At 74.7% G+C, this 12,736-nt stretch carries 10 protein-coding genes, 1 tRNA gene and 1 pseudogene; 6 read left to right on the top strand and 6 right to left on the bottom strand.

The window, feature by feature from the left end:
- Positions 1-62 precede the first annotated feature (62 nt).
- Complete coding sequence (locus ACIA5A_RS08570) at positions 63-1,397, top strand: NAD(P)/FAD-dependent oxidoreductase (RefSeq protein ID WP_396758150.1); 1,335 nt, start codon at positions 63-65, stop codon at positions 1,395-1,397.
- Positions 1,398-1,452: 55 nt separating this feature from the next.
- On the opposite strand, the gene ACIA5A_RS08565 is transcribed toward ACIA5A_RS08570, so the two are convergent.
- Positions 1,453-3,282, bottom strand: a complete 1,830-nt coding sequence (locus ACIA5A_RS08565; RefSeq protein WP_396758147.1) for a hypothetical protein — start codon at positions 3,280-3,282, stop codon at positions 1,453-1,455.
- A gap of 101 nt (positions 3,283-3,383) precedes the next feature.
- Between ACIA5A_RS08565 and ACIA5A_RS08560 the strand changes: the two genes are divergently transcribed.
- From ACIA5A_RS08560 to ACIA5A_RS08550, 3 genes are all read left to right on the top strand, one after another.
- Positions 3,384-3,464: transfer RNA gene (locus ACIA5A_RS08560), tRNA-Leu, on the top strand.
- 112 nt (positions 3,465-3,576) lie between these two features.
- A complete protein-coding gene (locus tag ACIA5A_RS08555) occupies positions 3,577-4,410 on the top strand; it encodes a Bax inhibitor-1/YccA family protein (protein ID WP_396758144.1) in 834 nt (277 codons plus the stop codon).
- Between the two features lie 80 nt (positions 4,411-4,490).
- Positions 4,491-4,811 (top strand): hypothetical protein, encoded by a 321-nt coding sequence (locus ACIA5A_RS08550; protein WP_396758142.1) that lies wholly within the window; start codon positions 4,491-4,493, stop codon positions 4,809-4,811.
- A gap of 4 nt (positions 4,812-4,815) precedes the next feature.
- Here ACIA5A_RS08550 and ACIA5A_RS08545 read toward each other — a convergent pair whose 3' ends face one another.
- The 4 genes and pseudogenes from ACIA5A_RS08545 to ACIA5A_RS08530 all read right to left on the bottom strand — a co-directional run bounded on the left by ACIA5A_RS08545 (position 4,816) and on the right by ACIA5A_RS08530 (position 9,635).
- Positions 4,816-6,300, bottom strand: a complete 1,485-nt coding sequence (locus ACIA5A_RS08545; protein ID WP_396758140.1) for a CHAD domain-containing protein — start codon at positions 6,298-6,300, stop codon at positions 4,816-4,818.
- A gap of 40 nt (positions 6,301-6,340) precedes the next feature.
- Positions 6,341-7,603 (bottom strand): acetyl-CoA C-acetyltransferase, encoded by a 1,263-nt coding sequence (locus ACIA5A_RS08540; RefSeq protein ID WP_396758138.1) that lies wholly within the window; start codon positions 7,601-7,603, stop codon positions 6,341-6,343.
- Between the two features lie 58 nt (positions 7,604-7,661).
- Positions 7,662-8,474: an SGNH/GDSL hydrolase family protein gene (locus tag ACIA5A_RS08535; RefSeq protein WP_396758136.1), complete on the bottom strand. Its 813-nt coding sequence runs from the start codon at positions 8,472-8,474 to the stop codon at positions 7,662-7,664.
- A 34-nt stretch (positions 8,475-8,508) separates the two neighbouring features.
- Positions 8,509-9,635 (bottom strand): annotated as a pseudogene (locus ACIA5A_RS08530) (SGNH/GDSL hydrolase family protein).
- A gap of 130 nt (positions 9,636-9,765) precedes the next feature.
- Between ACIA5A_RS08530 and ACIA5A_RS08525 the strand changes: the two are divergent.
- Both ACIA5A_RS08525 and ACIA5A_RS08520 read left to right on the top strand, forming a co-directional pair.
- Positions 9,766-10,122 carry a YkvA family protein gene (locus ACIA5A_RS08525; protein WP_396758133.1) on the top strand — a complete coding sequence of 119 codons (357 nt, stop codon included), beginning with the start codon at positions 9,766-9,768 and terminating at the stop codon, positions 10,120-10,122.
- 76 nt (positions 10,123-10,198) lie between these two features.
- Positions 10,199-11,569 carry a cystathionine beta-synthase gene (locus tag ACIA5A_RS08520; protein ID WP_396758130.1) on the top strand — a complete coding sequence of 457 codons (1,371 nt, stop codon included), beginning with the start codon at positions 10,199-10,201 and terminating at the stop codon, positions 11,567-11,569.
- A 54-nt stretch (positions 11,570-11,623) separates the two neighbouring features.
- On the opposite strand, the gene ACIA5A_RS08515 is transcribed toward ACIA5A_RS08520, so the two are convergent.
- Positions 11,624-12,607 carry a S1C family serine protease gene (locus ACIA5A_RS08515; protein WP_396758128.1) on the bottom strand — a complete coding sequence of 328 codons (984 nt, stop codon included), beginning with the start codon at positions 12,605-12,607 and terminating at the stop codon, positions 11,624-11,626.
- Positions 12,608-12,736 lie beyond the last annotated feature (129 nt).

Genomic DNA, 12,736 nt, shown 5'->3' with positions numbered 1-12,736 from the left:
CTCCGTCACAGAAGGGGGTCTCGCGCGGTATTACCGGAGCCGCCCGGGGAAAGATGGATGACGTGAATCCGAAGCGGATCCTTGTCGTGGGTGCCGGGCACGTTGGCCTGTACGCCGCTCTGCGCCTGTCCAAGAAGCTGAGCTCCCGTGAGGCCGAGGTGGTCGTCGTCGACCCGCAGCCGCACATGACGTACCAGCCGTTCCTCCCGGAGGCCGCGGCCGGCAACATCTCCCCGCGGCACGCTGTGGTGCCGCTGCGGCGGGAGTTGCGCAAGTGCACGGTGGTGGCCGGCACGGTCACCCGGATCGACCACGAGCGGAAGACCGCCGTGGTGCAGCCGATCAGCGGCCCGGCCCGGGAGATCCCGTACGACCACGTGGTGGTCGCCCCCGGCTCGGTGTCCCGCACCCTGCCGATCCCCGGCCTGCACGAGAACGGCATCGGGTTCAAGACCATCGGTGAGGCCATCTTCCTGCGCAACCACGTGCTGGACCGGCTCGACGTGGCGGCCGCCACGACCGACCCGGAGGTCCGCCGCCGCGCGCTGACGTTCACCTTCGTCGGCGGTGGTTACGCCGGCATCGAGGCGCTCGCCGAGATGGAGGACATGGCCCGCGACGCGCTGCGCTACTACCCCGAGCTGAAGCCGGAGGAGATGCGCTGGGTGCTCGTCGAGGCGACGCAGCGGGTGCTGCCCGAGGTCGACCGGGACATGGGCGCCTACACGGTGCAGCAGCTGATGAAGCGGAACATGGACATCCGGCTGGACACCCGCCTGGAGTCCTGCGTCGACGGGGTGGTCAAGCTCTCCGACGGCGACAGCTTCCCCTCGGACACCATCGTCTGGACCGCCGGCGTGAAGCCGTCGCCGATGCTCGACGCGACCGACTTCCCGCGCGACGAGCGGCGTCGGGTGACCTGCCGGCCCACGCTGCAGGTCGTGGACGGCGACCGGGTGATCGAGGGCGCCTGGAGCGCCGGCGACTGCGCTGCCGTGCCGGACCTGACCAAGGAGCCGGGCAACTTCTGCTCGCCGAGCGCCCAGCACGCGGTGCGGCAGGCGGCCCGGATGGCCGACAACATCGCCAACGTGGTCCGCGGGCGCGAGCCGGTCGACTACAAGCACAAGCACGCCGGCAGCGTGGCCAGCCTCGGCCTGCACAAGGGCGTGGCACAGGTCTACGGCGTGAAGATGACCGGCTGGCCGGCGTGGTTCATGCACCGGACGTACCACATGTCGCGGATCCCCTCGTTCAACCGCAAGGTCCGGGTGGTGGTCGACTGGTCGCTGGCGTTCTTCCTCAAGCGCGAGGTGGTCGCCCTGGGCCAGTTGCACGACCCGCGTGAGGAGTTCTCCGAGGCGTCCGCCCCGCCGGTCGGCGCGGCGCGCGTCTGAGTCGTCGCGAAGGGGCCCTTCCCGCACGGGAGGGGCCCCTTCGCCGTGTCCGGGGTCAGACGCGCCAGGTCCACGCGTCGGCGATCCGGGTGCCCGGACCGAAGAGCGCCTCCAGGGTCTGCCGCAGCGCCGGCGCGTGCGGGGCGTCGTCGGTCAGCGCCACGCAGGACGCGCCCCAGGCGTCGACGTCCCGGACGGCCTGGCGGCGCTGCCGGTCGCCGACCGCGGGCGCCACACCCCGCCCGGCCACGTCGGCGAGCAGGGCCGAGGTGGGACGCTGCCAGGTGCCCATGGTGGCCGAGCCGTCGCGCCCGTACGGGCCGATGAAGAAGCCCTCCGGCATGCCGAACTCGACCCCGGCGGCGGTGGCCCAGCGCATCGGTCCGGGCTGCTGCGGGGTGGCCGTGGGCACCGGCACCAGCACCCCGCCGGGGCGTACGCACTGCCGCCAGTGGCCGCCGGTGACGAACTCGGGCAGCGGCGGCCGGTCGACGGTGGGCAGCGGCGTGGGGAAGACGCTGAGCAGCGCCGCGCCGACCGCGACCGGCACCAGTCGACGGGCCGGGCCCGGCTCGTGCAGCGCCTGGTGCACGGCGAGCGTGAGCACCGTGCCGACGAGCGGCAGCACCGCCAGGGCGAAGCGGGTCGGCAGCGCGCCGTCCACCACCGGCAGGCCGCCCAGCAGCGCGTACGGGCCGGGCACGCCGGTGCGTTCCCCGCCGGCCACGACCTCCGGGCCGAGCGCGAGCGCGGCCATGACCAGCGCGCCGGTCACGGCGGCGAGCACCAGCGGCCGGCGCCCCGACCAGAGCGCGCAGCCGGCCGCCACCAGCAGCAGCGGCCAGCCGAGGAACGTGGTGAACTCGGCCGGACCGGTGGTCAGCCGGACCGCGTCGGGGCGGCCGAGCACCGTCAGCGCGGAGAGCCGGGTCCAGCCGGCCAGGTCGGCGGAGAAGTAGGCCGCCGGGAACATCCCGTCGGAGACGCCCTGCGGGCCGGCGAACTGCACCCAGAGCGGGTACGCCAGCACCAGCAGCGCCAGCCCGGCGGCGCAGAGCAGCCCACCGGCGAAACCGGGCAGCGCCCGGCGGGCCAGGTCCCGGTCGGCCAGCGCGTACGCGACGGCCATCACGGCCAGGGTGAGCGCGGTGAGGAAGAGCACCTCCTCGCCGACGAAGACGCCGACGCTGACGGTGAGCGCCAGCGCGACCGTCGAGGAGGCCATCCGGGGGCGGTCCGGGCCGTCCGGTCGGCCGTCCGGGTCGGCGGCGCGCAGCAGCCGCACCACCAGCCAGACCAGCGCCGGGACCAGCCACTGCGCGGTCATGTGCAGGTGACCGTTGCTCTGCGAGACCATGCCCGGCCCGAAGCCGCAGAGTGCCGCGCCGAGCCCGGCGGCGAGCCGGTGGGCGCACAGTGTCCGGGCGAACAGCAGGTACCAGGCGACCGCGGTGCCGGCCAGGTTGCCGGCGACCAGCAGCGCGAAGGTGACCGGGGCGCCGAACGCCCACGTGACCGGGGCGAGCGGCACACCGAGCGCGAGGACCGAGGTGTTGGCCATCAGGTTGACCCCGTCGGGCGCGTTGAGCCGGTCGGTGACCAGGCTGATCTCGCCGTGCAGGGCGCGCGCGTCGAGCGCCAGGAACCACTCGTAGAGGGTCTGGTCGGCGGGGTTGAGGGCGAGCATCCGGGTGTCCGGCGCCGGCCACATGCCGTGGGTGAGCCAGCCGGCGAACGCCACGAACAGCAGTCCGACAAGCAGGTCGGCGCGGTGGCGGCGGGCGGCGGCCCGCAGCCGGGCCGCGCGCCCGGTGGCGACCGCCGGCGCGGGACGAACCTCCTGGTCACGCTCGGGCCCGGGGGCCGCGCGGGCGGCGCTGGTCACGGCCCGACCCTATCGGCCGCACCCGCCGGGGTACGCCGAGGCGCGGCGCAGCCGCTACGGTGAGATCTGCACCCGCGCGTGTCGACGCGCCGGTGTCACCCGCCCGGGTGGTGGAACGGCAGACACGGCCGCCTTAAAAGCGGCTGCCGCAAGGCGTGCGGGTTCGACCCCCGCCCCGGGCACCGACCAACTCTCAGCTTTCCCACAGCTTGGCGCGACGCGCCCGGTCGCGGTCCCGTCTACCCTGGAAGCCGCACGTCTACGTGCGATCGACCTCTGAGGGAGGCCTGAGAAGTGAAGACCTCGAACCCGGTGCTCGCCCGGCTCGGCCAGGCGGCCGAGCGTGAGCGGGCGGCCGGGTACGCCCAGCCCGGGCCGTACGGTCAGCCCGGATACCCCCAGCAGTACCCGCCGCAGCAGCCCTACCCGGGTGGCTACGGCCAGCCGGTGGCGCCGCCCGCGGTGACCCCGATGACCATCGACGACGTGGTCGTCAAGACGGTCCTCATGCTCGCCATCCTCGGTGCCTCGGCCGCCGCGGCCTGGGTGCTCGTGCCGGACGCCCTGGTCGGTGTCGCGTGGATCGGCGCCGCGGTGGTCGGCCTGGTGCTCGGCCTGATCATCTCGTTCTCCCGGATGGCCAACCCGGCGCTCGTGGTGACGTACTCGATCGTCGAGGGCGTCTTCGTCGGCATGGTCAGCAAGGCGTTCGACACGCTCTACGACGGCATCGTGCTCCAGGCGGTGGCGGCCAGCTTCGGCGTCTTCTTCCTGATGGCGATGATCTACAAGGCGCGGATCATCCGGGCCACCCCGAAGTTCGCCCGGATCATGGTGGCCGTCATCGCCGGCCTGTTCGGTGTGATGCTTGTCAATCTGGTGCTGTCGCTGTTCGGCGTGAACACGCACCTGCGTGACGGCAGCCCGCTCGCGATCGGTTTCAGCCTGGTCTGCATCGTGGTGGCGTCGCTGAGCTTCGTGCTCAACTTCGCCGACATCGAGGAGGGGGTCCGGATGGGCCTCCCGCAGCGCTACTCCTGGACCGCCGCGTTCGGCATCGTGGTCGGCCTGGTCTGGCTCTACATCGAGATCCTGCGGCTGCTCAGCTACTTCCAGGGCGACGACTGACCGTCCCGCCCGTCCCGCGACGCCCGCCTGCCGCTGCCGCGGCGGCGGGCGTCGCCGTTCTCCCCCTAGACTCGGCGGTGATGAGCGCAGCGGAGCTGGACCGGGCGGTGACCCTGCTGGTCCGACAGGTGGGGCACTGGCAGCAGCCGCGCTGGTCGGCGCCGGCCGAGGGCGGCAACGTGTCCCGGGCGGACCTGGTGCACAAGCTCGTCCAGGAGCTCGCCAACCTGGCCGCCGACGCGGCCGGTGAGCCCCGTCGGGAGGTGCCCCGGCTGCCCAGCGACCTGGCCCTGCCCGACCAGCTCCGGGTGGTCGCCGCCGACCTGGCCCTGACCGCGCCGCCGGCGCCGGTGCTGGCCGGAGCCGTCGACGCGGTGAGTCGCACCCGCGCCGCCCTCTAGGGGGTCAGCGGTCCAGCCAGCGGCGGACCGTGCGTCGCCGGGTCCGGTCCCGGGCCCGCAGCACCGCCGGCCGGTCGTGCCCGGCCGCCTCGGCCTGGCGGGCGTGCAACAGGCCATAGGTGAACGTGTTCTCGCCCTCGGCGTACGCCCGCAGCGCGTGGCGGCGCAGCACCTCCCGGGTCACCACCGAGTCCTGGTGCGTGCCGAGCAGGTCCTGCAACGCCTTGAACCGCTTCACCAGCCGGGCGGCCGGCCGGCCCGCGGTGGCCTTCCGGACCTCGACCGCGTAGCGGGCGGCCTTGTACTTCTTGCGCGCCTCGTGCAACGCGACGTCGCCGGCCGGCCCGTCGACGGCGAGCGCCTCGTCCAGCCGGGCGTCGGCCCGGCGCACCGCCCGCCGGATCCGGCGGTCCACCCAGCGGCGGTCGACCTCACGGGCCGGGCCGTCGAGCAGCCGGTCCAGGCGGGTCAGCAGGTCGGGGTAGCGATCGTCGTCCAGGGCCGCCCGCAGCGCGGCGGTCGCCTCGGCCAGGTCGGCGGCGAACCGCTCGCCGAGCCGCGCGGCGACCGGGCCGAGGACCAGCTCGTCCGGCAGGTCATGCACCGCCGTGTCGAGCCGGGCGGCCATCACCTGGGTGTCGCGCACCCGGCCCAGCTCGCCGCCGAGCCACCGCAGCTCGGCGCGGACCGCCTCGCCCTCACGCCGGTCCCACAGGCCGCGGAACGTGCGCAGGGTGGCCCGCAGCCGGCGGGACGCGACGCGCATGTCGTGGACCGCGTCCTCATCCCCCTGGTACGCCGCCGCGTGGTTGCCGACGATCGCGTCCCGCTGCTCCCGCGCGTACCCGACGACGGGCCCGGCCGGGCCGGCGGGCGGGCGGTCGTCGAAGCCGGCCAGGCGCGCGGCGACCGCGCGGTGGGACTTGCTGACCGGCACCTCGCGGGCGCCGGCGGCGGCCAGCCGGGCGGCCACCGCGTCGAGCAGTTCCTCGTCGCCGTCGACCAGCTCGACCTCGACCTCGTGCCAGGTCCGGGTGGCGCCGTCGACCAGGTCCTCGGAGCGGACGTCGTCCTCCGCCACCTCGGCCAGCACCCGGCCGTCCGCGTCCAGCAGCCGCCGCTCCCGGCGGTGGTTGACGATCCGGGCGGCGGGCGTCACCGGCCGGCCCCGGGACGCGCCGCGGATCAACGCGGCCAGCTCGGGCGGCGGACCGGCGTCGGCCGACCCGGCCGGGAACTGGTGCTCGACCCGGGCGCCGCCGACCGCGCCCACCTTCAGGTGCCAGCCCGCGTCGTGCCCGCCGGTACGCCGCCGCAGCGCGTGCCCGCTGCGCAGCAGGCGCAGGTCGTCGGTGTCCCAGTAGACGGCGTCCAGATCGGCGGCGGTGGCGTCGGACACCGTCACGACGCCACCGCAACCGGTCAGATCGGGCAGCCGGAACCCGTCGTCGCCGGAGAACTTGCGCTCGCGTTCCACGACGGTCGCCATACGGGTTCCGGTACCCGGCGCGGGCCGTGGTGAACCGGCCTCAGCTCAGGCGTTCGAGCACCATGGCCATGCCCTGGCCGCCGCCGACGCACATGGTCTCCAGACCGATGGTCTTGTCGTGCCACTCCAGCGCGTTGAGCAGCGTGCCGGTGATCCGGGCGCCGGTCATGCCGAACGGGTGGCCGACCGCGATCGCGCCGCCCGCCACGTTCAGCTTCTCCTCCGGGATGCCGAGCTGCCGGTACGACGGGATCACCTGGGCGGCGAACGCCTCGTTGATCTCCACCAGGTCGACGTCGTCGACGGTCATGCCGGCCCGCTTCAGCGCCTGCCTCGACGCCTCGACCGGGCCGAGGCCCATGATCTCCGGGGAGAGCGCGGTGACGCCTGTGGAGACGATCCGGGCCAGCGGGGTGAGCCCCAGCTCGGCCGCCCGCTCGGCGCTCATGATCACCACGGCGGCCGCGCCGTCGTTCAGCGGGCAGCAGTTGCCGGCGGTGATCCGGCCGTCCGGACGGAACACCGGCTTGAGACCGGACACCGCCTCCAGGGTCACCCCGGGACGGGGGCCGTCGTCGGCGCCGACCACGGTGCCGTCCGGCGTGGTGACCGGCGTGATCTCGCGGGCCCAGAAGCCGTCCGCGATCGCCTTCTCGGCCAGGTTCTGGCTGCGGACGCCGAACGCGTCCATGTCCTCGCGGGTGACGTCGTACACCTGGGCCAGGTTCTCCGCCGTCTGCCCCATGGCGAGGTAGATGTCCGGCAGCGCGCCGGCCTCCCGCGGGTCGGTCCACACCTCGGCGCCGCCCTGGGCGCGGGCCTTCGACCGCGCATGCGCCTCGGCGAAGCGCGGGTTCTCCCAGCCGCCGCCGACGAGCGCCTGCGCCTCCGCCGGCAGGGTGTCCGAGTTGCCCCGGGCGTACCGGGAGACCATCTCCACGCCGGCGGAGACGAACACGTCGCCCTCACCGGCCCGGATCGCGTGCATCGCCATCCGGGTGGTCTGCAACGAGGACGCGCAGTAGCGGGTCAGCGTGGCGCCGGGCAGCCCGTCCAGGCCCAACAGCGTGGCGACCACCCGGGCCATGTTGAAGCCCTGCTCGCCGCCGGGCAGTCCGCACCCGAGGTAGAGGTCGTCGATGGTGGTCGGATCGAGCGCCGGGACCTTGTCGAGCGCGGCCTGGACGATGGTGGCGGCGAGGTCGTCCGGACGGACCTCGCGCAGGGAACCCTTGAACGCCCGGCCGATGGGGGACCGGGCGGTGGCGACGATGACGGCGTCGCGGGGCGACTCAATCGGCATGAACCAACGTTAACCCGCGGGTAACTTGCCGTGGAAGCCGCGCACCGGGCGGGAAATGTCACCCCGCCGGCGGCCGCCGGTGGTGCCGGAACGCGACCGCGGCGGCCGCCTCGACCGCCGGGAGCAGGGCGTGCGCCCAGACCCGGTAGCCGTCGGCGGACGGGTGGAAGCCGTCGTGGCAGAGCGTGCCGGCGTCGGCCCGGAACACCGGACCGGTCTCGGTGGCCAGGTCGACCACCGTGCCCCCGGCGTCGAGCACGGCCACCGTCTGGGCCCGCGCCATCCGCCGCCCGGACCAGCCGAGCACCTGACGCAGCGGGGCGGCGACCGCGCGCACCGCGCCGAGGTCGGGGCAGGTGCCCACGACCACCTCGACGTGCGACTCGCGCAGCCGGCGCACCGCCGAGCCGAGATAGGCCGCGGCGTCGGCCGGCCGGCTCAGCGCGGTGGCGTCGTTCGCCCCGATCAGCACCACCGCCACGTCGGGCCGCTCGCCGAGCAGCGCCCGGGCCACCTGGGTGGCCAGGTCGGTGGCGCGGGACCCGGAGACGCCGACGCTGGACAGGTGCACCCGCCGGCCGGTCGGGCCCTCGGCGAGCAGGTGGGCGAGCTGGCCGCCGATGGTCTCCTCGAAGCGGTCGACGCCCACGCCGAGCGCCGACGAGTCGCCGAGCAGCACCAGCCGCAGCGGCGGCGCGTCGGCCCGGCCGACCGTGGCCCGCAGCACCAGGCCCAGCTCGGGTTGCGCGTACTCCCGGGTGCGGGCGGCGATGGCCTGGCCGGCGAGGACCGCCGCGCCGCCCACCGTGCCGGCCAGCAGCGACAGGGCCGCGGCCCGGCCCCACCGGGCCGCCTCACTCGATCCGCTCATGCCGTCACCTCCCAGTGTCCGACGCTGCGCTCACTCATGCCGGCACTCCGCTTCGCTCCGTGCCGTCATGAGGCACCATCGCACTGAGCCTGCCGATTCGCTCGCTGCGCTCGCTCATGCCGTTCCCTCCAGCGTGGCCGAGTCGGCGGCGGTGCCGGTCGGGGGCACCGCGCCGACGCCGAAGAAGGCCCGCCGGCGCAGCTGGGCCCACCGCCCGCCGGGCCCGCGGTCGCGACCCCGGAGCTGGGCGCCGCTGACCTCCGTGCCGGCGTGCCGGGCCGCCGCGTGGGCGGCCTCCGGGAGCGACCGTACGCCTTCCAGGCCGGCGAGCGAAGACCTGCGTTCCGGCACCGCCCCCAGCGCGGAGAGCACGGTGGGCAGCAGCGCCGCCGCGGCCATGGCGTAGCCCTCCGCCGACGGGTGGAAGCGGTCCCAGGCGAACATCCGGCCCGGCTCGGCGGCGAACCGTGGTCCCAGCAGGTCGCCCAGGGAGACCGTCCGGCCGCCCGCCTCCACCACGGCCACCGTCTGGGCGGCGGCGAGCTGACGGCTCCAGCGCCGGGCCAGCCACCGCAGCGGCGGCTGGATCGGCCGGATCGTGCCCAGGTCGGGGCAGGTGCCGACGACCACCTCGCAGCCGGCGGCGCGAAGCGTTCGCACCGCGTCGACCAGATAGCGCACGGCCACCGCCGGCGGGGTGCGGTTGGTGACGTCGTTGCCGCCGACCAGCACCACCGCGACGTCCGGCGCGACCTCCAGCGCGGACTCGACCTGCGGCTTCAGGCCGGCCGACAGGGCGCCCACCACGGCGAACCGGTGCAGCCGGACCGGCCGGTGCAGGCGGCGGGACAGCCCGGTGGCCAGCAGCGAGCCGGGTGTCTCGCGGCGGCGGTGCACCCCGTAGCCGGCGGCGGAGGAGTCGCCCAGGACGACCACGGTGACCGGGCGGCCGGGGAAGCGCGCCCCGTAGACACCGTCGCAGCGGGGCGGCGGCGCCTCGGCCATCGGAATCGTGCGGCGGGCCTGCCGGGCCTGGCCGAGCAGCACCCCTCCGGTCGCGGCCGTGGCCGCCACCGTGGCGCCCGTGCCGATCGCCGCGAGGCGGGCGATCCGCCAGGCGCGTTGCCGGCGGACCGGCGCGACGGAACCAGCGTCCCCCATGAACCGACAGTATCGCGCCGGCACGACAGTCGCTGTCCTTGATCGGGTGGCTGGCAGGTGGCCGTTCTGGGTACCTGTGGGGTGGGCTTGCCCCGGGGGCGCACCCTGGTCGGCGGAGAAGGGCGGAATCATGGGGAAGACGTTGAAGCGCAGCGCCGCGTTCGCCGCGCTGGCCCGGGCACTGGCGGCCGGGGCGCGCGGCGGGCCGTCGCTCGGCGTCCGGTTGGCGGCGCTGCCCCGGATGATCCGGGCCACCGGCCGCGGGGAGTACGACGGCGGGCTGCGGCTGGCGCTGATGGCCGGGGCGGCGGCGTACGTCGTCTCCCCGATCGACCTGCTGCCGGAGATCCCGCTGGCGATCTTCGGGCTGGCCGACGACGCGGTCATGGTGACCTGGCTGGCCGGCAGCGTGCTCGCCGAGACCGAGCGGTTCCTCGAGTGGGAGGCACGTCGCAGCTCCGTCATCCCGGGGCATGTGGCGCCCTGACGGCACGTACGCTGGGCGGCGACACCGGCCGACCGGCCGTCGGAGGTGCCGGCGGCGCGACGAAGGGCACAACGAGGTGCAGTACTACGACAACGTCGTCGAGCTGATCGGCAACACCCCGCTGGTCCGCCTGCGCAACGTCACCGAGGGCATCCAGGCGACGGTGCTGGCGAAGGTGGAATACGTCAACCCCGGCGGCTCGGTCAAGGACCGGATCGCGCTGCGCATGGTGGAGGACGCCGAGAAGGCGGGCATCCTCGGCCCGGGCGGCACGATCGTGGAGCCGACCAGCGGCAACACCGGCGTCGGGCTGGCCCTGGTGGCCCAGCTCAAGGGCTACCGCTGCGTCTTCGTCTGCCCCGACAAGGTCAGCCAGGACAAGCAGGACGTGCTGCGGGCGTACGGCGCCGAGGTGGTGGTCTGCCCGACCGCCGTCGCGCCGGAGGACCCGCGCTCCTACTACAACGTCTCCGACCGGCTGGCCCGGGAGATCCCCGGCGCGTGGAAGCCCGACCAGTACAGCAACCCGGCCAACCCGCGCTCGCACTACGAGACCACCGGCCCGGAGCTGTGGCGGCAGACCGAGGGGAAGATCACCCACTTCGTCACCGGCGTCGGCACCGGCGGCACCATCTCCGGCATCGGCCGCTACCTCAAGGAGGCGTCCGAGGGGCGGGTCAAGGTCGTCGGCGCGGACCCGGAGGGCTCGGTCTACTCCGGCGGCACCGGCCGGCCCTACCTGGTCGAGGGCGTCGGTGAGGACTTCTGGCCGACGACGTACGACCGCTCGGTCGCCGACGAGATCGTCGAGGTGTCCGACAAGCAGTCCTTCGAGATGACCCGCCGGCTGGCCCGCGAGGAGGGTCTGCTGGTCGGTGGCTCCTGCGGCATGGCCGTGGTGGGCGCGCTGGAGGTGGCCCGCAAGGCCGGCCCGGACGACGTGATCGTGGTGCTGCTGCCGGACGGCGGCCGGGGCTACCTGTCGAAGATCTTCAACGACAGGTGGATGGCCCGGTACGGCTTCCTGGACGACTCGGGCAGCGAGCCGACCGTCGCCGACGCGCTCGCCGGCAAGCCGGGCGGCCTGCCCGAGCTGGTGCACGTGCACCCCACCGAGACGGTCCGCGACGCCATCGACTACATGCGCGAATACGGCGTCTCCCAGCTCCCGGTGCTCAAGGCCGAGCCGCCGGTGGTGACCGGCGAGGTGGCCGGCTCGATCGCCGAGCGGGACCTGCTCGACGCGCTCTTCACCGGCCAGGCCCACCTGCACGACACGATCGAGCGGCACATGGGTGAGCCGCTGCCGATGATCGGCGGCGGGCAGCCGGTCAGCGAGGCGGTCGGGTTGCTGGAGAAGGCCGACGCGGCGCTGGTGCTCGTCGACGGCAAGCCGAAGGGCGTGCTGACCCGCCAGGACCTGCTCGCCCACCTCGGCGCCCACTGAGAGGTGTAAGGAAGGGCCCCTTCTTAACGCCTGGCGTAGAGAAGGGGCCCCCTCTCACCGACCCAGCTCGGTGGGGACCGCCACCACGTCGACGTACGCCCCCTTGCGCAGCAGGGTGACCGGCAGCCGGACGCCGATGGCCGGTCCGAGCATGAGCCGTTGCAGGCTCTGCCCGTCCCGCACCGGCCGACCGCCGGCCGAGACGATCACGTCGCCGAGGTAGATCCCGGCCACCCCCGCCGGGCTGCCCGGCACCACCTCCACCACCCGCAGCCCACGCCGCTGGCCGGTACGCGCGGTCACCTCCGGCGGCAGCGGCACCGGCGCGCCGGCCACCCCGAGCCACGCCCGCCGCACCCGCCCCTGCCCGGTCAGGTCGGCGACGATCTGCCGGGTGGTCGGGTTGATCGGCACGGCCAGCCCCAGCCCGTACCCGGCGACCGCGGTGTTCACCCCCACGACGCGGCCGGCGGAGTCGGCGAGCGCCCCGCCCGAGTTGCCCGGGTTGAGCGCGGCGTCGGTCTGGATGACGTCCTCGATGAGCCGGACCAGCCGCCCGTCCCGCGCGGGCAGCGACCGGCCCAGCCCGGAGACCACGCCGGCGGTTACCGACCCGGCGAGCCCCATCGGGTTGCCGACCGCCACCACCAGTTGCCCGATCCGCAGCCGGTCGGCATCGCCCAGCTCGACCGGCGGCACGCCGGCCTCGTCGGCGCGCAGCACGGCCAGGTCCGACAGCGGGTCCGCGCCGACCACCCGGAACCGGGTCTCGGTGCCGTCGCCGAAGGCGGCCACGCCGCCGCTCGCGCCCTGCACGACGTGCGCGCTGGTCAGCAGCAACCCGTCCGGGTCGATCACCACGGCCGAGCCGGCGCCCGCGCCGCGCGGCGTCCGCACCGACAGGGCCGCGACCGCGGGCAGCACCTTCGCCGCCACGCCGGTCACCACCCGGGAGTACGCGTCGAGCGCGGCGTCGTCGGCCCTTCCGGTGTCCTCGGTGTCCATGCCGCCAGCAACGCGGCACCGGTCGGCACCCATGCCCGCCTCCGCTGAGAGCGAACGGGCGAGGTGTTAAGAGGTCCTAACTTAATGATGTTGGGCGTAACCGACTGGACGTGAGGGTCGTTTCGTCTGAACGTGAGGAGGGGTGAGCAGCCGCCGTGGATC

The sequence above is a fragment of the Micromonospora sp. NPDC051300 genome, from assembly GCF_044455315.1.
GTDB classification, from domain to species: Bacteria; Actinomycetota; Actinomycetes; order Mycobacteriales; family Micromonosporaceae; genus Micromonospora; species Micromonospora robiginosa.
This window is presented reverse-complemented; position numbering and strand designations above follow the sequence as displayed.

What these genes read in the sequence shown, in the direction of transcription:
- ACIA5A_RS08545 (WP_396758140.1), bottom strand. Translation starts at nt 6,300, where the DNA reads ATGGCGACCGTCGTGGAACGCGAGCGCAAGTTCTCCGGCGACGACGGG.
- ACIA5A_RS08515 (WP_396758128.1), bottom strand. Translation starts at nt 12,607, where the DNA reads ATGGGTGCCGACCGGTGCCGCGTTGCTGGCGGCATGGACACCGAGGAC.
- ACIA5A_RS08535 (WP_396758136.1), bottom strand. Translation starts at nt 8,474, where the DNA reads ATGAGCGGATCGAGTGAGGCGGCCCGGTGGGGCCGGGCCGCGGCCCTG.
- ACIA5A_RS08525 (WP_396758133.1), top strand. Translation starts at nt 9,766, where the DNA reads ATGGGGAAGACGTTGAAGCGCAGCGCCGCGTTCGCCGCGCTGGCCCGG.
- ACIA5A_RS08540 (WP_396758138.1), bottom strand. Translation starts at nt 7,603, where the DNA reads ATGCCGATTGAGTCGCCCCGCGACGCCGTCATCGTCGCCACCGCCCGG.
- ACIA5A_RS08550 (WP_396758142.1), top strand. Translation starts at nt 4,491, where the DNA reads ATGAGCGCAGCGGAGCTGGACCGGGCGGTGACCCTGCTGGTCCGACAG.